The sequence below is a fragment of the Geminicoccus roseus DSM 18922 genome (genome assembly GCF_000427665.1).
Lineage (GTDB): Bacteria > Pseudomonadota > Alphaproteobacteria > Geminicoccales > Geminicoccaceae > Geminicoccus > Geminicoccus roseus.
The window spans coordinates 860,344-885,752 of sequence record NZ_KE386572.1 but is presented as its reverse complement, the minus strand read 5'-3'; the positions used below and the strand labels follow the sequence as shown (position 1 = coordinate 885,752).

At 69.3% G+C, this 25,409-nt stretch carries 21 protein-coding genes and 1 pseudogene; 9 read left to right on the top strand and 13 right to left on the bottom strand.

Annotated features, from left to right (window positions below; translation table 11 throughout):
- Positions 1-3 precede the first annotated feature (3 nt).
- The 6 genes from GEMRO_RS0105475 to GEMRO_RS0105450 all read right to left on the bottom strand — a co-directional run bounded on the left by GEMRO_RS0105475 (position 4) and on the right by GEMRO_RS0105450 (position 8,070).
- Entirely contained in the window at positions 4-1,179 is a 1,176-nt protein-coding gene (locus GEMRO_RS0105475) for a glycosyltransferase (RefSeq protein WP_027133199.1), read from the bottom strand.
- Complete coding sequence (locus GEMRO_RS34585; protein WP_027133198.1) at positions 1,176-2,255, bottom strand: alginate lyase family protein; 1,080 nt, start codon at positions 2,253-2,255, stop codon at positions 1,176-1,178. The genes GEMRO_RS0105475 and GEMRO_RS34585 overlap by 4 nt, the downstream gene beginning before the upstream one ends.
- A gap of 14 nt (positions 2,256-2,269) precedes the next feature.
- Complete coding sequence (locus GEMRO_RS34580) at positions 2,270-3,724, bottom strand: hypothetical protein (protein WP_169728316.1); 1,455 nt, start codon at positions 3,722-3,724, stop codon at positions 2,270-2,272.
- Between the two features lie 72 nt (positions 3,725-3,796).
- Positions 3,797-5,014 carry a glycosyltransferase family 4 protein gene (locus tag GEMRO_RS0105460; RefSeq protein ID WP_027133196.1) on the bottom strand — a complete coding sequence of 406 codons (1,218 nt, stop codon included), beginning with the start codon at positions 5,012-5,014 and terminating at the stop codon, positions 3,797-3,799.
- A gap of 10 nt (positions 5,015-5,024) precedes the next feature.
- Positions 5,025-5,861, bottom strand: a complete 837-nt coding sequence (locus tag GEMRO_RS27800; protein ID WP_051328731.1) for a glycosyltransferase family 2 protein — start codon at positions 5,859-5,861, stop codon at positions 5,025-5,027.
- A 613-nt stretch (positions 5,862-6,474) separates the two neighbouring features.
- Positions 6,475-8,070, bottom strand: coding sequence for a catalase (locus tag GEMRO_RS0105450; protein ID WP_027133195.1), 1,596 nt, complete (start codon positions 8,068-8,070; stop codon positions 6,475-6,477).
- Positions 8,071-8,237: 167 nt separating this feature from the next.
- On the opposite strand from GEMRO_RS0105450, the gene GEMRO_RS0105445 reads away from it, so the two are divergent.
- The gene (locus GEMRO_RS0105445) at positions 8,238-9,242 is read left to right on the top strand and encodes a chemotaxis protein CheB (protein ID WP_027133194.1); all 1,005 of its coding nucleotides are present in this window, start codon (positions 8,238-8,240) and stop codon (positions 9,240-9,242) included.
- Between the two features lie 10 nt (positions 9,243-9,252).
- On the opposite strand, the gene GEMRO_RS0105440 is transcribed toward GEMRO_RS0105445, so the two are convergent.
- Positions 9,253-9,498 (bottom strand): hypothetical protein, encoded by a 246-nt coding sequence (locus GEMRO_RS0105440; RefSeq protein ID WP_027133193.1) that lies wholly within the window; start codon positions 9,496-9,498, stop codon positions 9,253-9,255.
- A 128-nt stretch (positions 9,499-9,626) separates the two neighbouring features.
- Between GEMRO_RS0105440 and GEMRO_RS35905 the strand changes: the two are divergent.
- Positions 9,627-13,145 (top strand): annotated as a pseudogene (locus GEMRO_RS35905) (CheR family methyltransferase).
- Positions 13,126-13,542 (top strand): response regulator, encoded by a 417-nt coding sequence (locus GEMRO_RS0105430; protein ID WP_027133192.1) that lies wholly within the window; start codon positions 13,126-13,128, stop codon positions 13,540-13,542. Before GEMRO_RS35905 ends, GEMRO_RS0105430 begins: the two are co-directional and overlap by 20 nt.
- Before the next feature lie 2 nt (positions 13,543-13,544).
- On the opposite strand, the gene GEMRO_RS0105425 is transcribed toward GEMRO_RS0105430, so the two are convergent.
- The 5 genes from GEMRO_RS0105425 to GEMRO_RS0105405 form a co-directional block, all read right to left on the bottom strand.
- Positions 13,545-15,134 carry an alpha-amylase family protein gene (locus GEMRO_RS0105425; RefSeq protein WP_322100053.1) on the bottom strand — a complete coding sequence of 530 codons (1,590 nt, stop codon included), beginning with the start codon at positions 15,132-15,134 and terminating at the stop codon, positions 13,545-13,547.
- 175 nt (positions 15,135-15,309) lie between these two features.
- Positions 15,310-16,176 carry a metal ABC transporter permease gene (locus GEMRO_RS0105420; protein ID WP_027133190.1) on the bottom strand — a complete coding sequence of 289 codons (867 nt, stop codon included), beginning with the start codon at positions 16,174-16,176 and terminating at the stop codon, positions 15,310-15,312.
- On the bottom strand, positions 16,173-16,994 hold the full coding sequence (locus tag GEMRO_RS0105415; protein ID WP_051329555.1) for a metal ABC transporter permease: 822 nt from the start codon (positions 16,992-16,994) through the stop codon (positions 16,173-16,175). Before GEMRO_RS0105415 ends, GEMRO_RS0105420 begins: the two co-directional genes overlap by 4 nt.
- A 32-nt stretch (positions 16,995-17,026) precedes the next feature.
- The gene (locus GEMRO_RS0105410; protein WP_084506583.1) at positions 17,027-17,965 is read right to left on the bottom strand and encodes a manganese/iron ABC transporter ATP-binding protein; all 939 of its coding nucleotides are present in this window, start codon (positions 17,963-17,965) and stop codon (positions 17,027-17,029) included.
- Positions 17,962-18,834 (bottom strand): metal ABC transporter substrate-binding protein, encoded by an 873-nt coding sequence (locus GEMRO_RS0105405; RefSeq protein ID WP_051329553.1) that lies wholly within the window; start codon positions 18,832-18,834, stop codon positions 17,962-17,964. The genes GEMRO_RS0105410 and GEMRO_RS0105405 overlap by 4 nt, the downstream gene beginning before the upstream one ends.
- A gap of 212 nt (positions 18,835-19,046) precedes the next feature.
- Between GEMRO_RS0105405 and mntR the strand changes: the two genes are divergently transcribed.
- Both mntR and GEMRO_RS0105395 read left to right on the top strand, forming a co-directional pair.
- The gene (gene mntR, locus GEMRO_RS0105400; RefSeq protein WP_240476604.1) at positions 19,047-19,529 is read left to right on the top strand and encodes a manganese-binding transcriptional regulator MntR; all 483 of its coding nucleotides are present in this window, start codon (positions 19,047-19,049) and stop codon (positions 19,527-19,529) included.
- Positions 19,530-19,790: 261 nt separating this feature from the next.
- Positions 19,791-20,639, top strand: a complete 849-nt coding sequence (locus GEMRO_RS0105395) for an SH3 domain-containing protein (RefSeq protein ID WP_027133185.1) — start codon at positions 19,791-19,793, stop codon at positions 20,637-20,639.
- A gap of 13 nt (positions 20,640-20,652) precedes the next feature.
- Here the strand turns inward: GEMRO_RS0105395 and GEMRO_RS0105390 are convergent, their stop codons facing one another.
- On the bottom strand, positions 20,653-20,862 hold the full coding sequence (locus tag GEMRO_RS0105390; RefSeq protein ID WP_027133184.1) for a hypervirulence associated TUDOR domain-containing protein: 210 nt from the start codon (positions 20,860-20,862) through the stop codon (positions 20,653-20,655).
- Positions 20,863-20,961: 99 nt separating this feature from the next.
- Between GEMRO_RS0105390 and GEMRO_RS0105385 the strand changes: the two genes are divergently transcribed.
- From GEMRO_RS0105385 to GEMRO_RS0105370, 4 genes are all read left to right on the top strand, one after another.
- Positions 20,962-21,312: a DUF3140 domain-containing protein gene (locus tag GEMRO_RS0105385; protein WP_027133183.1), complete on the top strand. Its 351-nt coding sequence runs from the start codon at positions 20,962-20,964 to the stop codon at positions 21,310-21,312.
- An 83-nt stretch (positions 21,313-21,395) separates the two neighbouring features.
- Positions 21,396-23,231, top strand: coding sequence for a heavy metal translocating P-type ATPase (locus tag GEMRO_RS0105380; RefSeq protein WP_240476603.1), 1,836 nt, complete (start codon positions 21,396-21,398; stop codon positions 23,229-23,231).
- A 95-nt stretch (positions 23,232-23,326) separates the two neighbouring features.
- The gene (dgoD, locus tag GEMRO_RS0105375) at positions 23,327-24,475 is read left to right on the top strand and encodes a galactonate dehydratase (RefSeq protein WP_027133181.1); all 1,149 of its coding nucleotides are present in this window, start codon (positions 23,327-23,329) and stop codon (positions 24,473-24,475) included.
- A gap of 10 nt (positions 24,476-24,485) precedes the next feature.
- Entirely contained in the window at positions 24,486-25,379 is an 894-nt protein-coding gene (locus GEMRO_RS0105370) for an aldose 1-epimerase (RefSeq protein ID WP_205624907.1), read from the top strand.
- Positions 25,380-25,409: the final 30 nt, after the last annotated feature.

The window sequence follows — 25,409 nt, the reverse complement described above, 5'->3', positions numbered from 1 at the left end:
CAGCTAAGGCCGGCGCAGCCCGCCCACGAAGTCGTGGAACCCCCGCATCCGCTCCGCCCAGTCGAACATCGGCGCGTAGCGGGCGAACGCGGCGTTCTGCACCGCATCCAGCCTGGCCGGGTCGTCGATCAGGCCGGGCAGCTGGGCGATCAGCTCGTCCAGGTCGCGGGCGGCGACGAAGTCCAGGCCCGGGCGCAGGCGCATGCCGCTCAAGGCCGCCTCCAGGGCCAGCATCGGCAGGCGCAGGAACACATGGTCCAGGGCGCGGATCTTGAAGCCGCCGCCGATCGTGTCGGCGACGATGCCCAGGCGCGCGGTGCCGAGATATTCCGCCAGGTCGTCGACATAGCCGATGAAGTGGAAGCCCGGAAATTCCCGGCGCAGCTGCTCCATCTCGCCGTCCAGCCCGCCGCCGACCACGTCGATGGTCATCCGCTCCTGCAGCCCGGCCGCCTGCAGGGCGCGCAGCAGGTTGGAAAGGATCATCTTCTTGTAGAAGGTGCCGCGCCCGCCGATGATCGCGACCCGCCGGGGCGTCGCTGCCGAGATGGTGCGCCCTGTCTGGCGGATGCCGCCATAGCCCGGCATCAGCAGATGGGCAGGCTTGCCGGGCGCCAGGTCCCGCAGGGCGGCCAGGTCGGCCTCGGTGATCGCGGTGAAGCCGTCGACCGCGCGGTTGGCGGCGCGCTCCAGCCGGGCGGCCTTCCAGCCGTCCCAGGCCAGCACCGCCTTGAGCACCGGCGAGCTGGCCCCGGCGCGCAGGCCCGGGCGCAGGGCGGTCTCGAAGTTGTGGTTGACCAGCACGACCGGCGGCCGCTTCGGGCCGAGATGGCGGAGCAGCGGCGCGATGCACCAGGCCATCGCCAGGTTGTCGACCACGATCGCGTCGGCTTCGGCGGCGGCTTCCCGGACCTGCCGGAGATAGGGACGGGAAACATTCTGCGACGCCACCTGGGGGAAGCGCGAGGCGATGCTAGCCTGGCGCGAGGGCAGGACATGGTCAACCTCATTCCAGGCGACCCCCGGGATCGCCGGCTTGCGCACTTCGGCGGTGCGCAGGCTGAGCACCTGGACGGGGGCCAGCGGCGCCAGGTTCTCGATCAGGCCCCTGGCATAGGCGATGTCGCCGGACTTGTGCGGCGGGTAGGGGGTGGCCCTGGTCAGCCAGAGATATCTCATTCCGGATGGTCGCCCGCCGGGGCGCGCGGGAGCAGCGTGGCGTCGGCATACATCAAGGTGGCGTCGCCCCCGAAATAGGCGTGGCGCATCGGGCGGAGCCGCCCGAGCAGGAGGGCCAGGCGCGGGTCGTCGAAGCGGCGCTGGTAGGGCTCGGCCCAGACGAACCGCCCGCTGGTGGCGCCGCTCCAGGATTGCGGCGTGCCGGCCAGCTCGCCTGCCTCGGCAGGATCCTCGGCGTTGCGGATCACGAAGTCCGCCAGGCGGGGCAGGGCGCCGTCCCGGTAGGCGTAGAGGTCGGCGCCGTTCGGCCAAGCCATCTCGGCCACCACGGTCAGGGCTTCCAGCGCAAAGTTGTGGTAGGCGAGGGCGCGCTCCCCCCGCCCGATCTCCCGCGGCAGCACGCCCAGCGCGTCGACCTCGTCCAAAACCTGCTCGGCCACGCCGACCGACCAGTCCAGCAGCGCCCGCTGGTCAGTGGCGACCGCGACGCTGGCGCAGGACGCGGCGCTCCAGGCCAGGTGGTTGTTGCTGACCCGCTCGGCCAGCTGCTGGTCGAGCCGGCAAAGCTCCGCCAGCCAGTCCTGCACCGCCTGGTCCCGGGCCGGCTCGGCATCAACCGCGCCGGAAAGGATCAGGTAGGCGGTGGCGAACGCGTTGGTCGCCCAGTTGCGGTGGAACTGGCCCTGCAGGGAGAGTTCGCCGGTCAAGGCGCCCGCCTCGGCCCAGCCGTGCAGCATCCCGAACCCGCAGGCGGCGCGCCTGGCGTCGCCGGTGCGCATGAACCGGTTGGACTGCACCAGCAGGAGCCGGGTGAACTCGTCGAGCGGCTTGACGATCGCCCGGTTCTCGTCGCGGCGGTCCTGGTCGACCGCCGATCCCGCCGCGTCGGCATAGTACATGACCGCCGCCAGGTCGCGCACCGGTGCCGGCGCCTCCGGACAGGGGGGAGGGCTGCCGGCCGCGGCGCCCGCCGGCCAGCGGGCCGGATCCAGCGGCGAGGCCAGCTGGCCGGCCCCGGCGGGACCTGCCAGGAGGGCCAGCCACGCCAGGACGGGGACAAGGAGACGCCGCTGCATCGGGCCTGCCGCCGCTAGACCGGGCTCAGATGGCGCCGCCTGGCCGGTTCCACCGACGGTCCGGGCGGCGGTTCGGGCGGCAGCTCGGTCGGCACCAGGGTGATGAAGCGGGGGGCGGCCAGCGAGCTGGCTGCGGTCAGCACGAAGAAGATCATCCAGGTCCGGGGATTGTTCATCCCGCCGACCGCATGGATGGCCACCGCCGTCCCGGCCAGCACGAACATCGGCAGGGCCCGGGTCGACATGCTGAAATAATAAAGGGCCAGCATGCCGAGCCCGCCGCCCAGGAGGCCCAGGGCGTGCCAGTAGCTGAAGAACGCGTTGGTGATCAGGATGTCGACCGGCATGTCGAACAGATGGGGGAAGCGGATGAAGGCGCTGTTCTCGACATAGACCTGCTCGACGATCGGGAAGAGCAGGTGGTCGCCGTTCACGCCGGTGCCGAGCAGGAGGTGCTGCTTGAGCACCTCGACCTCGGTGAGCATCGGCGCCACCTGGCGGATGAAGAAGCTGCCGGTGCCGAAGAAGCCGATCTCCTCGCCCCAGTAGGTGCTGGCCGACACCGAGGCGATCGCGATCCCGACCACGCCCAGCAGGGTCAGGAAGGCCAGGATCGGGTGGGCCTGGCCGCGCAGCTTGCGGAAGGTGATGAAGTGGCCGCGGCCGAACACGTGGAACGGAATGGCCAGCACGCCGGCGGCCAGGCAGGCCACCATGGCCGGCGAGCGGACGAAGAACCAGGTGATCCCGGCCATCAGCACGAACTCGACCAGCCGGTGCCATTGCCGGCGGCGCAGGCCCAGGATGAACCAGGCGCTGAGGCACAAGCCCGCGGTGTAGCCGACGATGGACGGTTCCGGGGCGAACACCTTGGGGCGCAGCGCGCCGTAGCGGTCCACGTCGCGCAGGTCGAGCTCGTACAGCCAGCGGTCCGGGCGCAGGCCCTCGCGCACCATGTCGCTGAGCGGCCGCAGCCCGCCATAGACCTCCAGGAACGAGAACACGACGATGAACAGCCAAAGATACCAGAACAGCTTGGCCGCCCGGATCCGGCCGAGCGCGCGCAGGCCCAGGAAGGTGCCGTAGCCCGAGGTCAGGGCGGCGCCCAGGGCCAGGAGGCCGCGGGCCTGGGCGCCGAAGGTCTCACCGGGTGCTGCATGGATTGCGAAGCTGCCAAAGCTGGTCAGGCTGGCGATCAGGAAGAACAGGCCGAGCCAGGCGACGCTCTTCAGCTTGATGGTCGCGCGGCACAGGGTGATCAGCATGACGCCCGACAGGAAGGTCCCGACATAGGGGAACAGTTCCCGCGAGCCGATCCGCAGCGAGAGGCCGACATGCAGCGAGGCCAGGGCCAGGACCAGGAAGGTGGTGATCAGCAGCCGGTTGCCGACCTTGCCCCGGCGGCGCATCCACAAGAGCCGCACGCGGGCCGGCGGGTGCGGCGCCAGCATGTTATCCTGCAGATACATCGGACCAGGACCCGTCGGATGCAGGATGGCGATCGACGCCCGGGCGGGGCGCCTGGTGGCGGCGACCATGCGTCATCGGGCGTGGCTTCCGCCGGCCGGAACGGCGCTGACCGCGGGGAGCGCACCGGCGACGATCGCGAGGATCCGCCTGGCCGCTTCGCGATGGGTGAAATGGGCCAGGGCGTGGCGCCTGGCGGCGTCGCCCATGGAAGGCCAGCGGGCGCGATCCCGATAGGCCCGGTCCAGACCTTCGGCGAAGGCCTCCACGGTGGGGGCGGCGACATGCCAGCCGGCGGTCCCGTCCGGCACCGTCTCGGCCGGGCCGCCCAGCGCGTGGACCAGGGCGGGCTTGCCCATCAGCATGCCCTCGATGACCGAAAGCCCGAACGGCTCCGGGTCGAGCCGGACATTGGCGATGACGTCGCACAGCGCGTAATGGGCCTGCACGTCCTGGACCGGGCCGGTGAAAATGATGCGTTCCTGGAGATCATGCTCGGCAATCGTCCGTCGCAGTGCCTCAAAATAGCTCCCGTCGGTGGGGCCGCCGCAGATGAGGACCCGGAGGTCCGGATGAACGGACGCGCGCGACGCCACCGCCTCGATGAACCGTTGTTGGCCCTTGTAGGGGATCAGACGGGCGAAGATCCCGAACACGGCATCCGCATCGGTCAGCCCGAAGCGGCTCCTGTCCAGGGGCTGGACGGCCGACGGGTCGAATTCTTCCGGGTTGATGCCCAGATGCGCCACCCGGGCGTCGGCCAGGAAGTTGAGCAGGCTGGTCCGGGTGAATTGGCTGTTGGCGATCGGCACCATGCCGCAGGCCCGCATCAGAAGGTCGTAGGCGAGCTTGTTGGCCGCCAGCGGATAGCGGCTGCTGACCAGGTTGGGGAGCAGCCAGTAGCTGGGCAGCCCGGCCCGGCGCGCAGCCAGGGCGGTGAGCGGCACCAGGTAGGCGGTACGCGCGATCACCGCGTCCGGCCGGATCTCCCGCAAGAGGCCGGCCAGCAGCCGCACCGAGCGCAGGGTGTGGCGGCCGACCCGAAGCGCGTCGGCGAAGGTCCCAAAGTCCGGGGCGGCCCCGGCCGGGCAGAGATGACCAACCGCCCCGGCGGCTTGGCAGGCCCGGTACATCGGCCCGTCCTGCAGCGCGATCACGGCGGTGCGGGCGCCCTGCTCGGCCAGGGCCTGGATGAAGGACGCGACGAAGCGCTGGACGCCGTAGGTCTCGTCGCCGACCACCACGAACGCGAGGAGCGGGAGGCACGACGCGGGGCGGAGGCTCGACGTCATGAAACGTTTCTCAGCTCCAGGCGTGGCGGCGGGACATCGCCGAGAGGAGGCGGCGCCAGCGGCGGTACGCGATCACCCCGCCGGAGCGGACCAGCCAGCAGCCCATGTACCAGGAGCTCGGCCCCAGCCCCAGCCGCTCGATCTCGAACAGGACCCGCCACTGGTAGCCGATATTGTGGAGCTTGTTGCTGGAAACGCTGTTCGCCCGGATGCGGTAGGAGCAGAGCGGGGCGTCGACCAGATGCGCCTGGCCGACCCGCTTGAGCAGCGAGAGGAACAGGCCGAAGTCCTGCCGCTTGCGGATGTCCGGGCAGTAGACCTTCCCGCCGGTGGCGGCGGTATCGTAGACGATGCTGGACGTCCGGATGAAGCAGTGCGGCAGGAGCCCGGCATAGGTCGCGGTGGCCGGCAGCCGGCCGCTCGCCGCGAACGGCCGGCCCTGCTCGTCGATGATGTCGTAGGGGGTGTAGGTGAACGGCCGGCCGCTCGAGCGCATCGCCGCGACCTGGATCTCCAGCTTGCGCGGGTGCCAGAGGTCGTCGCTGTCGAGAAACGCCAGGTAGCGGCCGCGCGCGACGCGGATCCCGGCGTTGCGGCTGGCGGCCGGGCCGACATTGCTCGGCAGCTCGATCAGGGCGATCCGCGGGTCGCGCAGGGCCCGGACCAGGGCCACGGTGGCGTCGGTCGAGGCGTCGTCGACCACGACGATCTCGAAGTCCTGGAAGGTCTGGGCGAACACCGAGGCCAGCGCGTCGCCGACGAACCCGGCGCTGTTGCAGGTCGGGACAACGATGGTGACCAGCGGCGCCGTGGCCGTGGACAGGCGGCCGCTAGGAGAGGGCTGCATGGCGGGTCCGGCGGCGCGATGGGGTCCCGGGGCCGGCATGGGTTCTCATGCCTAGGATGCGGCGGCAGGGTGATGATGGCTGCCGCGAGCAGCCGTCCCGACAGGGGGAGGCAGCCGGCATGCGCGCGAACCGGTCGCGGGTGATCCGGTCCTTTGGGGGAACGTGACCGCGGCAGGCTGCGGGAGACATCGTCGGGCGCACCTCGTGTTGAGCGTGTCGAACGAGGCGTTTAGGTCCGGCAATTGAGCTTTTAAGTCAACTCTCAAGGAGGTGAGAGTTGTCGATCCGGGATCCATCCGTGGCATTTGGGAGAGTGCCGAAAAGCATCAAGTATATACTATCGAATACAACACAGAGTCGGAATTATTTACAAATCGCACAATAACGCTTCTATTTTATCCATCGAGAGCCAAAAACTCAAGCTCGGCTCCTGGGAAAGCTGTGGTTTTTCGGCTGCAGTGGCTAGGAGGACATTCGTCATCCGGTCCATGCGGGCGGCGCGGATGGCAGGAGGATCGTCCGGTGGGGGGCGGCGCGGCGCTCCAGGCGCCACGAAAAAGGGCCGCTCCATGGCGGAGCGGCCCTCCTCGCGAACCGGTTCGGCCGGCAGCCTTACTCGGCGGCCTGGCGCGCTGCCTGGTCCACCGTGGTGCCGTCGGTGAACGTGCTGGCCGGCCGCGCCTTGTTCGGGCCCGGATGGTGCGGCAGCAGCGGCAGCTTCAACGCTTCCTGCAGGTCGATGCCGGCGCCCTCGGCGACCCGGCGGCCATAATCCTCGTCGCAGTGCCAGAAGTGCCAGACCATCCGCAGGGCGATGTCCTTCGGGCAGGCCTTCATGTCGGCCACCAGGTTGGCGACCAGGTCGTCGCGCTCCCAGTCCTCGAAGCTCCGGTAGCGCTCACCGGCCTGCTTGTAGTCGTCGGTGGTGCGGGTGATCTGGTAGCGGCCCAGATAGCCCTCGACATGCTGGTGGTAGTCGCGCGCGGGCTTGGGCGCCTCGCGCAGACCGCCCTGGGTGCTGGGCTCGTAGTTGACGTGCGGGTTCGCGCCGCCGCCGTCCACATGGTAGGCCATCTGCCCGTCCCGCTGGTTGGTGTGGGCGCGCGCCTTCTCCTGCGGCGCGTTCACCGGCAGCTGCAGATAGTTCGGCCCCACCCGGTAGCGCTGGGTGTCCGAGTAGGACAGCGTGCGGCCCTGCAGCATCTTGTCGTCGGAGAAGTCGATGCCGTCGACCAGCACGCCGGTGCCGAAGGCCGACTGCTCGGCTTCCGCGAAGAAGTTGTCGGGCTTGCGGTCCAGCACCATCCGGCCGACCGGCAGGAGCGGGAACTGGTCCTCCGGCCAGCGCTTGGTGTCGTCTAGCGGGTCGAAGTCCAGCTCGTCATGCGGGCCGTCGCTCATGATCTGGACGCAGAACTCCCATTCCGGGTAGTCGCCGCGGTCGATCGCGTCATACAGGTCCTTGGTCGCGTGGCCGACCTCCCGGGCCTGGATCTCCTCGGCCTGCTCGGTGGTCAGGTTGCGCACGCCCTGCTTGGGCACCCAGTGGAACTTGACCAGATGCGCCACGCCCTGGTCGTTGACCAGCTTGTAGGTGTTGACGCCCGAGCCTTCCATCTCCCGGTAGTTCGCCGGGATGCCCCAGGGGCTCTTCACCCAGGTCACCATGTGCAGCGCTTCCGGCGTCTGCGACACGAAGTCGAAGAAGCGCCAGGCCTCCTGCCGGTTGGTGACCGGGTCCGGCTTGAAGGCATGGATCATGTCGGGAAACTTGATGGCATCCCGAATGAAGAAAATCTTGAGATTGTTGCCGACCAGGTCCCAGTTGCCCTCGACGGTCTTGAACTTCACCGCGAAGCCGCGCGGGTCGCGGGCGGTCTCCGGGCTGTCCTTGGAGCCGATCACGGTGGAGAAGCGCACGAACATCGGGGTCTTCACCCCGGTCTCGTTCAGAACGCGGGCGCGGGTGTACTTGGAGGCCGGCTCGTCGCCGATCTTGCCATAGGCCTCGAACCAGCCATGGGCGGCCGCACCGCGGGCGTGCACCACCCGCTCCGGGATCCGCTCCCGGTCGAAATGGGTGATCTTCTCGATGAACTGGTAGTTCTCGAGCGTCGCCGGGCCGCGCTCCCCAACAGTGCGCATGCTCTGGTTGTCGCGGACCGGGTGACCCTGGCGGGTCGTAAGCGTCTTGCGGTCGTCGTCCATCAGGATCTCCGAAACGGGCGGGAAGGGCATGCCGCGTCGGCCGGCATGCGACCGTGCCGCGAGGGCTGGGCGCAGAACACCGCAGGCCCGCAGGACGGTTCCTTGTGGTCGGAACTTAGTTCGCGCGAGGGCGTTGCGAAAGGACCGCCCGGATTTCCTGAGGGTCCATGGGCAATCACGACATCATCGTGATCGGCGGCTCGGCAGGGGCGACGGCGCCGTTGAAGGCCCTGATCCGCAGCCTGCCCGCCGACCTGCCGGCCGCGGTGTTCATCGTGCTGCACATCCCCGCCCGCAGCATCGGCATCCTGTCGACCGTGCTGTCCGCCTCGGGCAGCCTGCCGGTCCGGCAGGCGCAGCACGGCATGGCGATCAAGCCGGGCCAGATCTACCTGGCGGCACCCGACCATCATTTGATCCTGGCCGGCGGCGTGGTGCGCCTGGGACGCGGCCCGCGCGAGAACATGATGCGGCCCTCGATCGATCCCCTGTTCCGCTCGGCGGCCGCCGCCTACGGGCCACGGGTGATCGGGGTGATCCTGAGCGGATTCCTGAACGATGGCGCGTCGGGGCTCGTCGCGATCAAGCGCTGCGGCGGCATGGCGGTGGTCCAGGATCCCGCTGACGCGGTGGCCCAGGAGATGCCGCAAAACGCCCTGCTGGCGACCGCGGTCGACCTTTGCGTGCCGGGTGCGCGCCTTAGCGACGCGCTCGCCGACCTCGCCCGCGAACCGGCCGGCATCCCGCTGCCGGTGGCGCCGGACATCCGGCTGGAGGTCGACATCGCGGCGGGCGAGCGGGTCGACAGCCAGGTGATCCAGCGCCTGGGCAACCCGCTGCCGCTGACCTGCCCGAACTGCCAGGACGTCCTGTCGATGGTGCGCGAGAGCAGGCCCCTGCGCTTTCGCTGTCAGGTCGGCCATGGCTTCACCGCCGAGGTGGCCGCCAAGGAGCAGGAGGATGCAGTCGACGAGGCGCTGCGGGTGGCGCTGCGGATCATCGAGGAGCGCGCCGAACTGGTGACACGGATGGCCAAGGAGGCCAGGAGCGGCGGCCGGCATGCGGTCGCGGAAATATACGCCGATCGGGCGGAGGAGTACCGTCACAACGTCGAGGTCCTGCGGCGTGCCGTTCTGAAGAGCATGGCGGAACCGGCCCCGGACCAGGGCTAGCCGAAACAACTCACGGAGGCGCCCGATGGTCCCTGGTCAAGGCATGGATGCGCTCGGCGATCAGGCGCTGGTGCGCATGGAACTGCTCCAGCGTCTGCCGCATGACGGCGAGCAGACGATGCGCCTCAGTCCGGTCACGGCTGTTTTCCGCAACCGCCAAGAAGATCTGCTCCTGTTCGGCAATGGACTGCACGGCCCTGCGGATATGGGCGTCCGCTTCCTCGAGATGGCGTTCTTCGATGGAAAGCTCGTTCATGCTGCACCATATCCTGACTGCCCGCCGACGTCACCCGTATGCCAGAAGCTCATGTTCCGTCCCTGTGACCGGCATTCCTGGAGGGCCTTGACCAGGACGCGTTCCGGAGCAGCCATTTGAGCCAGAGCATCAACTCCGAACAGGCCGGGCCAGAAGCGACGGTTCCCGCCGGCCCCGACCTCGTGGTGGCGATCGGCGCGTCGGGTGGCAGCATCCAATCGCTCGAGGCACTCCTGCCCAAGCTCGGGTCCAGCAGCCGGCTGGCCGTGGTGGTCGTGCTGCAGCACCGCGAGGCGCTGGACGAAGCACGCCTGGAAGCCTCGGTGAACGAATCGGGGCTGAGCCTCGGTCCGATCCAAGGCGGCGCGGCGATCGAGCCAGGCCGGGTCTACCTGCCCCTGGCGAACGTGATCGTGACCCTGGAGGACGGCTGCTTCGTCACCCGCAACGCCGAGGAGCCGGCGGGGGAGCGCGGCACCATCGACAGCTTCTTCGTCTCGCTGGACGGCGACCAGCAGGAGCGGGCGGTCGGCGTGGTCCTGGGCGGGGTGGGCGGCGACGGCGCGCTCGGGGTGACCACGATCCGCGAGGCCGGCGGGCTGACCATCGCCGAGCAGGCCGATCCAGGGCTCGATCTGCCGACGAGCAGCCATGGCGCGGCGGACCTTGCCGACTTCGTCCTCGAGCCGGACCAGATCCCCCGTCGAATCGAACTGTTCGGCCAGCACCTCAACCGGCTCGCGCTCGACAAGGAACTGTCCGAGCACAAGGCCGAGCTGGCCGCCTCGTTGGACAGGATCGCGTCGATCCTGCTCAACAAGACCGGGCACGACTTTCACGGCTACAAGAAGAACACCTTCCTGCGCCGCGTGCAGCGCCGGATGCAGGTGATCGGGTCGGAATCGGTGGACGACTACGCCCAGGCGCTGCAGGCCGATCGCGACGAGCCGCAGCATCTGTTCAACGACCTCCTGATCGGCGTCACCCAGTTCTTCCGCGACAGCAAGGAGTTCGCGCTCCTGGAGCAGGAGGTCATCCCCAGGCTCCTGGAAGGCAGGGGCCGCGACGACCAGGTGCGGCTGTGGGTGCTGGGCTGCGCCACCGGCGAGGAGGCCTATTCCCTGGCGATCCTCCTGCGCGAGAGCATGGCCAGGCTCGACGTGGTCCCGCACGTGCAGATCTTCGCCACCGACATCGACGGCCGGGCGCTGACCTCGGCCCGGGTCGGGCGCTTCTCGCGCGAGATCGAGCGCGACGTGAGCGAGGAGCGGCTGGCGCGCTGGTTCGTCCGGGAGGGCGACACCTATTGCGTGGCCAAGGAGCTGCGCGAGATGTGCATCTTCTCCCAGCACAACGTGATCAAGGACGCCCCGTTCTCGCGGATCAACCTGGTCTCGTGCCGCAACCTGCTGATCTACCTGGAGCCGGAGCTGCAGAACCGGGTGATCCCGCTGTTCCACTTCGCGCTGCAGCCGGGCGGCTACCTGTTCCTGGGCAATTCCGAGAACGTCAGCCGCCACCAGAAGCTGTTCGTGCCGATCGACCGGCGCTACCGGATCTTCCGCCGCCTGGACACGCCCACCAGGATCCTGCCGGACTTCCCGGTCACCGGCAGCTCGCGCCACCCGGCGGCACCCATGCCGTTCGTGCGCCCTCGCCCGCATGACGGCGGCCTGGCCAGACGGGCGCAGCGGATCGCCGAGCGGTATGCGCCCGCCTACGTGATCACCGACGAGCAGTACGATGTCCTGCATTTCTCGGGCGGCACCGGGCGATTCCTCGACCCGTCGAGCGGCGTTGCCAGCCTGAACCTGATCAACCTGGTCCATCGCGACCTCCGCCTCGACCTGCGGGCGGCCCTGACCAAGGCGCTGGAGCGGAACGAGACGGTGCGGGTCGAGCGGCTGCGCATCAGGCGGGAGGGCGAGCAGCGGGCATCGACCTGATCATCGAGCCGCTGCAGGACCGCAACGACCGTTCGCGGCACATCGTGGTCCTGTTCAAGGATGGCGACGAGGCGGTCGAGGGAAATGCCGTCCCGGACGCGACCGCGTTCGCTCATCTGCGCGACGAGCATGTCCAGCGGCTGGAAGCGGAGCTGCGGATCAACCGCGAGCGGCTGCAGGCGACCATCGAGGAGCTGGAGAGCACCAACGAGGAGCTGAAGTCGTCCAACGAGGAGTACCAGTCGCTCAACGAGGAACTTCAGTCGGCCAACGAGGAGCTGGAGACCTCCAAGGAGGAGCTGCAGTCGATCAACGAGGAGCTGACCACGGTCAACGGCGAGCTTGCCCACCGTGTCCAGGAACTCGGCCGCGCCAACAGCGACATGAAGAACCTCCTGGAGAACACGCAGATCGCCACCGTGTTCCTCGACAACGAGCTCAAGGTGATGAACTACACGCCCGCGATCGCGGAAATCTTCCACTTCGTGGAGAGCGATCTCGGCCGGCCGATCACGCACATCAAGTCGCGCGTGAACTATGACGAGATCCATGCCGTCCTGCGCAGCCTGCGCAGCGTCGAGCGCGAGGTGATGGATCCCGAGACCGGGCAGCGCTACATCGCGCGCGTCCTGCCCTACCGCAGCACCGACAATTTCATCGCGGGCGCGGTGATCACCTTTTTGGACATCACCCCGATCGTGCGCGCCGAGGAAGCCTTGCGCGACAGCGAGGAGCGGTTCCGCTCGATCGTCACCCAGGCGGCGGTGGGCATTGCCCGTACCGACGTCCAGGACACGTTCACCTACGTGAACGACCGCTACTGCGAGATCATCGGCCGGGAGCGCGACGAGCTCCTGGGGAAGCTGCGCCTGCAGGACCTGTTGCACCCGGACGACCAGGATCGAGACGCGCTGCCGCCGGCCCGACGGCGCGACCGTCTGGCTCCGGAGCAACGCCAACCCGCTCTATGACGGTTCCGGCAAGCTGGCGGGCGCCACCGCCATCGTGGTGGAGGTCACGGCCGAGCACGAGGCGGTGGAGCAGGTCAGGGCCGGCAGCGAGCGCAACGCGGTGCTGGTCGCTGAACTGCAGCACCGGACGCGCAACCTGCTGGGCCTGGTGCGCTCCATGGCCCGGCGGATCCTGGAGACCAGCCCCTCCGCAGACGAGTTCCACGCCCGCCTGGACGAGCGGCTGGGCGCGCTCTCCCGGGTCCAGGGCCTGCTGTCGCGCGCGGAAGCCCCGGCGGTCGACCTGCGCGACCTGATCCGGCTGGAGCTCAGCGCGGTGGGCGTCGAGGGCGAGGAGCGGCGGGTGCAGCTGGGAGGCCCGCCGATCGGGCTGCCGTTCCTGACGGTGCAGACCATGTCGCTGGCGATCCACGAGCTGGCCACCAACGCGCGCAAGCACGGCGCGCTGGCGGCGCCCGAAGGCAGCCTGCTCGTGACCTGGACGCTCGAGCAGACGGATGGGGCTGCTCCGACCCTCGTGCTGGATTGGCGGGAAAAAGAAATCCCGCCGCAGGAGGAGGACGTCCCGCCCCGGTCGGGATATGGAAGGGAACTCATCGAGCGCGCATTGCCTTATCAACTGGGTGCAGCCACCCAGCTCGAGCTGGAGGATGGGCGGTTGCGCTGCCGGATCGCCTTGCCTCTTCATCATTCCTCAGAGGACGACCATGATGAGCGGAACGCCACATGACCTGCGCGGCCGTATCATCCTGGTGGTCGAGGACGAGTTCTTCATCGCCGACGATCTGGCGGCGACGCTCGAAGGCCATGGCGCACGGGTGGTCGGGCCGGTCGGCAGCCTCACGAAGGCGATGGCGCTCATGGAAAGCTGCGGCCGGCTGGACGCGGCGGTGCTGGACGTCAACCTGAACGGAGAATTGTGCTTCCCGCTGGCCGGCAGCCTGATCCAGCGCGGGGTGCCGTTCCTGTTCACGACCGGCTACGACGAGCAGGGGATCCCGCCGGATCTCCGCCACGTGCCGCGCCTGGAAAAGCCGATCTCCACCATCAGGCTTGCGGCACTGCTGTCCGAACTCACTTCCCCGGGCCCGGGCGGGAACGCGGACGAGCGCGAGGTCGCCCCCTAGCCTCAGGGCAAGGCCGCGTCGTCGCCCAGCAACTTCAGCCAGCAATAGCCGTAGGGCTGCAGGCGGACCGGCTGGTCGATCCGCTCGACCATCTGGCCTTCATGGTCGCAGAGCAGGGTCTTCACCCGGGTGGGCGTTCCCTCCGCCAGGACGGGCATGATCTCCACGGGGCGGTCAGCCAGGTTGTGCAGGGTGAGCACGCTGTTGCCCTGCCAGGTCTGGCGCAGCCCGATCACTGCCGGCTCGCCAGTCTCCACGATCTCGCACGGTCCCCAGCCGATCTCCGGATGGGCGCGGCGCTCGCGGATCATCCGCCGGACCTGCTCCAGGAGCGCGTGCGGGTCGTCGCGCTGGCGGGCGACGTTGAGCGTCTCGAAGCCGAACCTGCCCCCGCTGACCATCGGCCGGACCAGGTCCGCGGGATCCGCCGGGGAGAAGCCGCCGTTCGGGCCCTCGTTCCACTGCATCGGCGTGCGGACCGCGTTGCGCTCCTCCAGGGACAGGTCCTCGCCCATGCCGATCTCGTCGCCGAACCAGAGCACCGGCGTGCCCGGCAGGGCGAACATCAGGCTGAACGCCACGGCGATGTGGCGCCACTCGCCGTTCAGCATCGGGGCCAGGCGCCGGCGGATCCCCCGTCCATAGATCTGCATCCCGGGCTCGGGGCCGAACGCGGCGAACACCTCCTGGCGCTCGGACTCGCTCAGCCGGCCCAGGTCCAGCTCGTCGTGGTTGCGCAGGAAATGCGCCCACTGGCCGGTCTTGGGGATCTTCGGGGTGGCGCGCAGCATGTCCACCACCGGGCGGCCGTCGCCGCGGGCGAGTGCCAGGAACAGGCGCTGGTTCAGCATGAAGTGGAAGACCATCGTCATCCGGTCGCCGTCGCCGAAATATTCGTCGGCCTGGTCCATCGCGATGTTGGCCTCGGCCAGCATCACCGCCTCGGCCTTGCGCCAGGACAGGAAGTCGCGGATCTCGGTCAGATACTCGTGGGGATCGGTGTCCGGCTGGACCTTCAGCCCCTTGTACTCGATCAGGAACGGCACGGCGTCGATCCTGAAGCCGGACACGCCCAGCTCCAGCCAAAAGCCCATGATCTTCTCGATCTCCTCGCGGACCGCCGGGTTGGCGATGTTGAGGTCGGCCTGATGGGCGTAGAAGCGGTGGAAGTAATAGGCCTGGGCCTGCTCGTCCCAGGTCCAGGTGGTCTCCTGCACCCCTGGGAAGATGATGCCTTCCTCGGCGTCGTCCGGCTTCTCCTCGGACCAGACATACCAATCGCGATAGGGAGATTCCGGGTCGCTGCGCGCCGCCTGGAACCAGGGGTGGTCGATCGAGGTGTGGTTGACCACCAGGTCGATGATCACCCGCAGGCCGCGATGGCGGGCGGCGCGGGCGAACTGCACGAAGTCGCCAAGCGAGCCCAGGCGCGGGTCGACGCTGTAGAAGTCGGTGATGTCGTAGCCGTTGTCGCGGTTGGGGCTGGGGTAGAACGGCATCAGCCACACGCAGGTGACGCCCAGGGCCTCCAGATGGTCCAGCCGGTCGGTCAGCCCCTGGAAATCGCCGACGCCGTCGCCATTGCCGTCCATGAAGGCATCAACGTCGACGCAGTAGATGATGGCGTTCTTGTACCAGAGGTCGAGCAAGTCGCTTCTCCATGGGGGAGGACCGGCCGTTTCCAGCCAACGTATCACCACCGCGGCGGCCGCGGCACGCATGGAGGATAGACCTGCCGGGCCTCCCAGGGTTCCACACCGGCCGCGTTCAGCCGCCTTCGGCCGGCGCCTCTCCCCGGCGGCGCAGCGCCAGCACGCCGCGCTTGGGCGCGAACACGAACGCGACCGCGAACATCACGGTGAGCGCCAGGACGATGGTGGGCGCCGGCGCGCTGTCCAGGCGGAAGCTGACCAGGATGCCCAGGACCGAGGCCGCCACCGCGATCAGCATGCTCAGCAGCAGCATCCGGTCGAACCGGTCGGTCAGCAAAAAGGCGATGGCGCCGGGCGCGATCAGCATCGCGATCGCCAGGATGATGCCCACTGCCTTGAGCGCGCCGACGATGGCGAGGGAGAGCAGGGCCAGCAGGCCGTAATGGAGGAGCCGCACCGGCAGGCCGATCGCGCGCGCATGGGTGGGATCGAAGCTGAACAGCAAGAGGTCGCGGCGCTTGGCGCCGATCACCGCCAGGGTCAATGCTGTGATCGCGCCGGACAGCGCGATGTCGCCCCAGTTCACGCCCAGCATGTTGCCGAACAGGATGTGGTCCAGGTGGAGGTCGGTCTCGACCTTGGTGAACAGCACCAGGCCGAAGCCGAACATGCCGGAGAACACGATGCCCATCACCGTGTCCTCCTTCAGCCGGCTGTTCTCCTTCAGATAGCCGGTGGCGACGGCGCAGCCCATCCCGGCGGCGAACGCGCCGACCCCCAGGGGCAGGCCGGCGATATAGGCCAGCACGATGCCGGGCAGCACGGCGTGGCTGATCGCGTCGCCCATCAGGGACCAGCCCTTGAGCACCAGGAAGCAGGACAGCACCGCGCTGGTGATGCCGACCATCACCCCGATGATCAGGGCCTGGCGCATGAAGTCGAAGGCGAACGGCTCAGTGAAGAAGGCGACCAGATCGCTCATGGCTGGTCCGCCAGGGCGGCCCGGGCTTGGCGGCGCGCGGCCAGCCGGCCGTGCTTGGGCGCGAACAGGAAGGCTGCCAGGAAGACCAGGGTCTGCAGCACGATGATGATCCCCCCGGTGGCGGCATTCAGGAAATAGCTGGCATAGGCGCCGACGAAGCTGCTGCCGGCCCCGATCAGGACGCTGAGCGCGATCAGCCGGCCGAACCGGTCGGTGAGCAGGTAGGCGGTGGCGCCCGGGGTGACGACCATGGCGATCACCAGGAACGCCCCCACGGTCTGCAGGGCGGCCACGGTCGAGGCCGAGAGCAGGGTGAAGAACAGGACCTTCAGGCGTCCGGGATGCAGGCCGATCGAGCGGGCGTGGTTCTCGTCGAAGAACACCACCATCAGGTCGCGCCATTTCAGGAGAAGGATGGCCAGCGACACCCCGCCGATCAGGGCGAGTTGCAGGATGTCGAAGGGCGCGATGCCCAGAATATTGCCCAGCACGATGGTCTGCACGTCCACCGAGGTCGGCGACAGGGAGACCATGAACAGGCCAAGGCCGAAAAAGGAGGTGAAGGTCAGCCCGATCACCGCGTCCTCCTTCAGCCGGGTCCGCTCGCGCACGAACAGCATCGCCATGGCGGCGAGGCCACCGGACAGGAAGGCGCCGACCGAGTAGGGCAGGCCCAGCATGTAGGCGCCGGCCACCCCAGGGACGATCGCGTGGGAAAGGGCGTCGCCGACCAGGGACCAGCCCTTGAGCATCAGATAGGCCGACAGGAACGCGCAGACCGCGCCGACCAGGGCGCTGACCCACATGGCGTTGACCATGTAGGTGTAGCCGAACGGCTCCAGCAGCACGCTCACGGCTGGGCACGCTCGTTGGCGAGGCAGGCATGCTCGTCGCGGCTGTCGGTGCCGTAGAGCACCACCGGGCGCTCGTCGTCGGTGAGCACGGTCACGCTGCGCGGATCGGCGTCGTCGTGCAGCGCCGGACCGCCCAGGGTCAGGTGGCGCAGCTGGCCGCCGAACGCCTGTTCCAGGTTCGCGCGGGTGAACACCTGCCCGATCGGGCCCGAGGCCAGAACAGTGTGCCGGACGATCGCCACGTGGTCGCAGAACTCAGGCACGCTGCCGAGATTATGGGTGGAGACCAGCATCACCCGGCCTTCGGCGGCCAGCTCGCGCAGAAGAACGATGATCGCCTGCTCGGTGTTCAGGTCGACCCCGGTGAACGGCTCGTCCAGCAGGATGACCCGGCCCTCCTGGGCCAGGGCGCGGGCGAGGAACACCCGCTTCTTCTGCCCGCCGGACAATTCGCCGATCTGCCGATGGCGAAAGCCGGCCATGCCGACCCGCTCCAGGGCCTCGTCGACCTTGCGGCGGTCCTCGCGCGAGGCGATGCGCAGGAAGTTCATGTGGCCGTAGCGGCCCATCATCACGACGTCCTCGACCAGCACCGGGAAATTCCAGTCGACTTCCTCGCTCTGCGGGACATAGGCCACCGTATTGGCCTTCAGCGCCCGGCCGGCCGGCTCGCCGAACAGGCTCACCGAACCGCGGGCCAGCGGGACAAAGCCCATAATCGATTTGAAAAGCGTCGACTTGCCGCTGCCGTTGACGCCCACCAGCGCGCAGATCGAGGCGGCGGGCACGGAGAAGCTGGCGTTGCGCAGCGCCGTGAAGCCGTTGCGGTAGGTGACGGTGACGTTGTCGACGACGATCCCCGGTTGGCCCGGATCCGGCCTGAAGCCGCCGGCATACCTGCCGGCGGGAGCATCAATGGCGGCGGCCTGTCTCATTGCGAGGTTAGTCCGTTGGCGATGGTTTCGCTGGTGACGCGCAGCAGGTCCAGATAGGTGGGCACCGGTCCGTCGGCCTCGCTCAGCGAATCAACATACAGGACCCCGCCATAGGCGGCACCGGTTTCCCGCGCGACCTGCCGGGCCGGCTTGTCGGAGACCGTGCTCTCGCTGAACACGACCGGGATTCCGTATTCCTCGACGGTGTCGATGACCTTGCGGACCTGCTGCGGGGTGCCCTGGGCGTCGGCGTTGATCGGCCAGAGATAGAGTTCCTTCAGATCATAGTCGCGGGCGAGATAGCTGAAGGCGCCCTCGCTGGTGACCAGCCAGCGCTGCTGTTCCGGCACGTTCGCGAAGCGCTCGCGGAGCGGCTGGTCCAGGGCCTGGATCTGACCGGCATAGGCCTTCGCGTTGCGCTCGTAGGTCTCGGCATTGTCCGGGTCGTGCTCGACCAGGGCGTTCTTGATGTTCTCGACATAGATCAGCGCGGAGCTGGGCGACATCCAGGCGTGCGGGTTGGGCTTGCCGGTATAGGGGCCTTCGCCGATCGACATCGGCTCGACGCCGGCGGAGACCACCACCGAGGGCACGCCGTCCAGACGCTGGAAGAACTGCTCGAACCACAATTCCAGGTTCAGCCCGTTCCAGACGATCAGGTCGGCGTCCTGCGCCTTGATGATGTCGCGCGGGGTCGGCTGGTAGTTGTGGATCTCCGCGCCGGGCTTGGTGATCGATTCGACCACGGCCGCGTCGCCGGCGACGTTCTGGACCATGTCGGCGATCACCGTGAAGGTCGTGACTACCTTGAATGGTTCCTCGGCCTTGGCCGTGCCAATGCCGGCCGCCAGCAGGGCCGCCGGCAACATCACCCGGCCGATCCGCGTCATCCAGTCTCCGAGCACCATCGAAGGCTTCCCCATTCCGTCATCCCTATCCAGAGGTTTGCATTGCAGCCAAAAAATTGTCGATAGCTAATTTGTTTCGTATCACCGTCATCAGGCAGACCCGGATTGCCTGCGGACACCTTGCGTGCTGTATGCTCATCCCAGGGGGAGCCCCGACGGATATGGGATCGATCTTGACGACGAAGACAATGGCCCACGGTGTGGTTCCCGAACGGGAGGAGCCGTACGAGGAGGCGGGGGGCCAGGACCCGATCGGCCGGCAGGCGGCGCATTTCGCCCGGGTGCGGCAGGCCCACCAGTCGGAGATCGCCGAGGACTATGTGGAGATGATCGCCGAGCTGATCGCCCTGCACGGCGAGGCCCGCGCCGCCGATCTCGCCGAGCGGTTCGGGGTGGCGCCGCCCACGGTGGTGCGCACCGTCCAGCGGCTGATCCGGGACGGGCTGGTCACCAGCGCCCCCTATCGGGCGATCTTCCTGACCGAGCGCGGCGAGGCCCTGGCCGCCCGCTCGCGGGAGCGCCACCAGCTGGTGCGCGACTTCCTGGTCGCGCTGGGCGTCGATCCGCGCGCTGCCGACGCCGATGCCGAGGGCATCGAGCACCATGTCGGCGAGGAGACCCTGGCGGCGTTCCGCCGCTTCCTCGGGCGCGGCTGAACCCCGGCGGCCTTCCAGCCCGGTCCGGGAGGGCAGGGCTGCAACGTCCGGCCGATTATCTGGCCCCTGTTCCGAGAATTTTCCCTTTGGCCCGGTACCCACGCTCGGCGGTTGAGCCTAGAACTAGGCTGTCTGTCTTCATCAGGGAGAAGCGGAAGCTGGTCTCCGGAAAGACCAGCAGAAAAACTTCGCCATGACCGCGAATATTATAACTTATTTCTTACGATATTCTGGTCACCGATGATTTTGAATTGGAGTAGCATGATGGTGCGACGTAGCTGGCCGCTGGTCCCGGTGGCGATTTCCGGCCGATATCTCTGCAGACTTGCCGACGCCGATGCCCGGCTAGCGACGGCGGGCCTGGCGACCCTGCTCCTCCTGGGCCTGGCGGCGTGCGCCTCGACGACGGGTCCGGCAGCGCCCGGCCCCGTCCAAGATTTCGCGAACTACCGCACCCAGCCGCAGCCGCGCGCCTTTGCGGTCACCGGGGGCACGCTCGACAACAGCGCCAACTACGCGACCGGCTGGAGCGACGACGCCGCTACGGTCGAGGACGCCATCCAGCAGGCGCTGTCCGAATGCGAGCGTTACCGCAATCCCGGCAGCCAGCCGGAATGCCAGCTCTATGCGATCGGCGACCTCGTGGTCGTCCATGCCGATACGGCGGAACGCCAGCGCGCCATATGTCTCGCCGACCTGGACCAGCCGGGCGGCGCTGCCGGCCAGCCATTGCCCGAGGCCTGCGCCTCGCTGGAGGCCCGTTTGCAGGCGGCGCCACCGGCCGCCCCGGTGCCGCTGCTTGCCGAGCCGACCCCAGCCGCGCCCGCAACCCCGCCCGCCACGTCGGCGCCGGCAGCGGCCTCGCCCGCCGCGGCACAGCCGTCCAGGCCGGCGGCGATGGCGGAGCCGGGCGCCGGTCCGCCGATGTACCGGGTGGTGGCCGACGTGAACCTGCGCAAGGGCCCCGGCAACGACTATCCCAGGGTCGGCGTGCTGCACGAGGGCGAGCAGATCCAGGTCGGCGAGCAGGAGCTCGGCTGGTTCGAGGTCGTGCGCGGCGGCGACAGCGTCGGCTATGTCTACCGGACGTGGCTGGACGTCGCCGACTGAGGGGGGCGGACGGCTAGAGCTTCTTGAGCGCCTCAGGCTTGTGGGCCGCGGTCTTGCCGGACTTCTCGCTCTTCACGATGAACTCGGGATTGTCCGGCGACGCCGCCACCTTGTGGCCCTTGATGTGGGTGGGGCTGGTCTGCTCCTTCACGACCTTGCCGGTGCTGCGGCCGCCGGCCGAGTTCCAGCTCACCCGGTCGCCCTTGTGGAATTCCTTGGTCATCTCCGGCTCCTCCGGCCTGCCTACCCAAGTGGTCCGGTCCCGGGAACGGCCGGTCCGGCCGCTCGTTCCAGGGACAACGGAACCCGGAGGAGGCAGAGCATGGCCAGCGGTGACCAGGACGACCGGGAGGAGACCTGGAAGGCGTTCAACGAGGCGGTGAACATGGCGCCGGCGGAACTCGAGGCGTTCCTCGAAACCGAGGAAAGCCGCTCGGTCGGCTGGACCAAGGATGGGGAGGACGAATCCGTCGGCCACCAGTCCGGGCGGCGGATCGTCGCGATCAAGCGGAGCAGGAAGTCCGAGCTGAGCGACGAGGACTTCGCCCACATGCGCAAGGTCGTGGGCTATGTGCACCGGCATCTGGCCCAGGGCGGCCCCGCCGAGGACATGGAGCATTCGGCCTGGCGCTATTCGCTGATGAACTGGGGCCACGACCCGGCCAAGGCTTGACGATCCTGCCCACGTCTTGACGTGGAGCTGATCCGGGGAATCCCCTAACCCTGGCGATCGGACAGGCGGCAGGGGAGGGTCTGGTGGGGTCGCGGATACCCGGCTGGTGGATCGATGCGGCGCTGGTGGCGGTTGCCCTTGGCGGGCTCGCGGCCGGCCTCGCGCTGCTGCTGGCCGGGCGAAACGACGATGCCGCGCTGGCCTGGTTCCTGGCGACGGTGCCGGTGCTGCTGGCGCTGCTGGTCGAGATCGTCACCTCGCTGCGCCGCGGCCAGCTCGGCCTGGACATCGTGGCGGCCCTGTCGATGAGCGCGGCGCTGGCGTTCGGGGAGACCCTGGCCGGCAACGTGGTGGCGCTCATGTATGCCGGCGGCCAGCTGCTAGAACAGTTCGCCCAGCAGCGCGCGCGACGGGAGATGACCGCCCTGCTCGGCCGGGTGGCCCGCACGGCGATGCGCCATGCCGATGGCGGCCTGGAGGAGGTCGCCATCGAGGACCTCGTGCCGCGGGACCGGATCCTGATCCGGCACGGCGAGGTCCTGCCGGTCGACGGCCGGGTGGCGGGCGAGGGCGCCCTGATCGACGCCTCGGCGCTGACCGGCGAATCGGTGCCCGTGGCCAGGCCCCCGGGCGCGGAGGTGTCGAGCGGGACCACCTCAGTGGGGGTGCCCTTCGACCTGATCGTGTCCCGGCCGGCCCGGGAAAGCGCCTATGCCGGGATCGTCCGGCTGGTCGAGGCGGCGCAGCGGTCCAAGGCGCCCGCCGTCCGGCTGGCCGACCGCTTCGCCATCTGGTTCCTCCTGTTCACCGTGCTGGTCGCCGGTGCGGCCTGGATCGGCAGCGACGACCCGGTGCGGGCGCTGGCCGTGCTGGTGGTGGCCACGCCCTGCCCGCTGATCCTGGCGGTGCCGGTGGCGATCATCTCCGGCATGTCGCGCGCGGCCGGGCTGGGGGTGCTGGTCAAGGGCGGCCAGGCGCTGGAGGCGCTGGGCCGGGCGCGCACCGTGGTGGTCGACAAGACCGGGACCCTCACCCAGGGCCGGGCGCTGCTGGCGCGGGTCGAGGCGCAGCCGGGCTTCTGCCCGGACGAGGTCCTGTGGCTGGCGGCCTCGCTCGACCAGGCCTCCGCCCATGTGGTCGCCGCCGCCCTGATCGACGCCGCGCACGAGCGTGGCCTGAGCCTGGCGGATCCCGGCGGCGTGGTGGAGCAGAGCGGCGCCGGGCTGGCCGGCCGGGTCGACGGGCACGAGGTGGCGCTGGGCGGCCATGGCTACGTGCGCGCCCGGATCGCGGCGCCGCCGCCGGACGCGGATCCCGGCGCGGCCGATGGCGCGGCGCGGGTCGACGTCGCGGTGGACGGCCAGCTGGCGGGCATTCTCGTGCTGGAGGACCGGGTCCGTGACGACGCGGCGTCGGTGGTGCGCCGGCTGCGCCAGGTAGGGCTCGGCCGGATCGTGCTGGCCACCGGCGACCGCGCCGAGGTCGCGGCTCAGGTGGCGAAGGCGCTGGGGCTGGACGCGGTGGCCGCCGACCTGTCGCCCTCGGCCAAGGTCGACATCGTGCTGGAGGAGCGCAGAACCCAGCCGGTGATGATGGTCGGCGACGGGGTCAACGACGCGCCGGCCCTGGCGGCGGCGGATATCGGCGTGGCGATGGGCGCCAGGGGAGCTGCGGCATCCTCGGAATCGGCCGGGATCGTGCTCCTGGTCGACCGGCTCGACCGGCTGGCGGACGCGGTCGAGGTCGCGCAGCGCACCCGCCGGATCGCCCTGCAGAGCGTGATCGCCGGGCTCGGCCTGTCGGTCGCCGCGATGCTGGTGGCGGCGCTGGGCCATCTGCCGCCGGTGCAGGGGGCCCTCCTCCAGGAGGTGATCGACGTGGCGGTGATCCTCAACGCGCTGCGCGCCCTGCGCGGCTGATCCGCGGCCGAATCCCCCCGGCCGGACGTCGCCTGCGCGGTCGCGGTGCGGTATGACGCCGGCGCAGCATCGTTCAGAGGACCGGCAGGCATTTCATGAAGATCACCCGGCTCGAAACCTTCCTCGTCCCGCCACGCTGGTGCTTTCTGAAGATCGAGACCGACGAGGGCATCGCCGGCTGGGGCGAACCGGTGGTCGAGGGGCGTGCCGCCACGGTCGCGGCGGCGGTGGCCGAGCTGGCCGACTATCTGGTCGGCAAGGACCCGTTCCTGATCGAGGACCACTGGACGGTGATGTATCGCGGCGGGTTCTACCGCGGCGGGGCGGTGCACCTGAGCGCCATCGCCGGGATCGACCAGGCCTTGTGGGACATCAAGGGGCGCGCGCTGGGCGTGCCGGTCCACCAGCTCCTGGGCGGCCGGCTGCGCGAGCGGATCCGGGTCTATTCCTGGGTCGGCGGCGACCGGCCGGACGACGCGGTGGCAGGCGCCAGGGCGGTGGCCGAGCGGGGCTTCTCGGCGGTGAAGATGAACGGCACCGAGGAGCTGCAATATGTCGACAGCCATCGCGGCATCGACGCGGTGGTGGCAAGGGTCGCCGCGGTGCGCGAGGCGATGGGGCCGGAGTTCGGCATCGGCGTCGACTTCCACGGCCGGGTGCACCGGCCGATGGCCAAGGTGCTGGCCAAGGAGCTGGATCCGTTCAAGCTGATGTTCATCGAGGAGCCGGTGCTGAGCGAGCACGACGAGGCCTTGAAGGAGATCGCCAACCACACGGCGACCCCGATCGCGCTCGGCGAGCGGCTCTATTCGCGCTGGGACTTCAAGCGGATCCTCCAGGGCGGCTATGTGGACATCGTGCAGCCGGACCCCTGCCATGCCGGCGGGATCACCGAGACGCGCAAGATCGCCTCGATGGCCGAGGCCTACGACGTGGCGCTGGCCCTGCACTGCCCGCTGGGACCGATCGCGCTGGCGGTCTGCCTGCAGCTGGACGCGGTCTGCTACAACGCGTTCATCCAGGAGCAGAGCCTGGGCATCCACTACAACCAGGGCAGCGACCTGCTCGACTACATCACCGATCGCTCGGTGTTCGCCTACCGGGACGGCTTCGTGCAGATCCCGGACGGGCCGGGGCTGGGCATCGAGATCGACGAGGAGGCGGTGCGCCGGCAGGCCGCGATCGGGCATCGCTGGCGCAACCCCGTCTGGCGCCATGCCGACGGCAGCTTTGCCGAGTGGTGAGGCGGGGCCGGTGAGCGCAGGCGACGTCGTCCTGGAGCAGGGCGGCCTGAGCCTGGTGGTGAGCCCGCAGGGCGGGGTGGTCCGGCACTTTCGCCTGCGCATCGGCGGCCGGGACGTGCCGCTGCTGCGCGAGCCGCCGCCAGGATCCGCAGGCGGCGCACTCGAATCGGCCTGCTTTCCCCTGGTGCCGTTCGGCAACCGGCTGCGCGGCAACCGCTTCCGCCACCAGGGGCGGGACTACCATCTGCCGGCCAACCGTCCGGGCGACCCGCTCTACCTGCACGGCGACGGCTGGCTGGCGGACTGGACGGTCGCCGCCCGGGCGGCGGACCGGGTGGTGCTCCGCATGGAGCATCGAAGCGACGTCTATGCCTACCGGGCCGAGCAAGAGTTCCGGCTCGATCCGGCCGGGCTGACGATGACGCTGGCGGTGAGCAATGCCGGCGCCGTGGCGATGCCGTTCGGGCTGGGCTGGCATCCCTATTTCACGCGCACGCCGGCTGCCAGGCTGACCGTCCGGGCGCGGGCGCGCTGGGAGGAGGATGCAGCGTTCCTGCCGACGGTGCGGGTCCCGGTGCAGGGCGACCTGGATTTCGCAGCCGGCGCGCCGCTGCCTGGGCGCTGGGTCAACAGCTGCTTCGAGGGCTGGGACGGTGTGGCGGAGATCGCCTGGCCGGAGCGGGACCTGTGTCTGCGGATCCAGGCCGACCGCCTGTTCGACCGCTTCGTGCTGTTCCTGTCCGACCCGTCGTTCGAGCCCAGCTACCGGCAAGAGCATTTCTGCTTCGAGCCGATGAGCCACAGCGTGGCCGCGCACACCATGGCGGGAGGCGGCGGACTGCGCTCGCTGGAGCCGGGCGAGGCGCTGTCGGGCAGCATGCGGCTCACCTGGCGGACTGGGTAGCGGCTGGCAGTCTGCCCGCCCCCGCCGGTC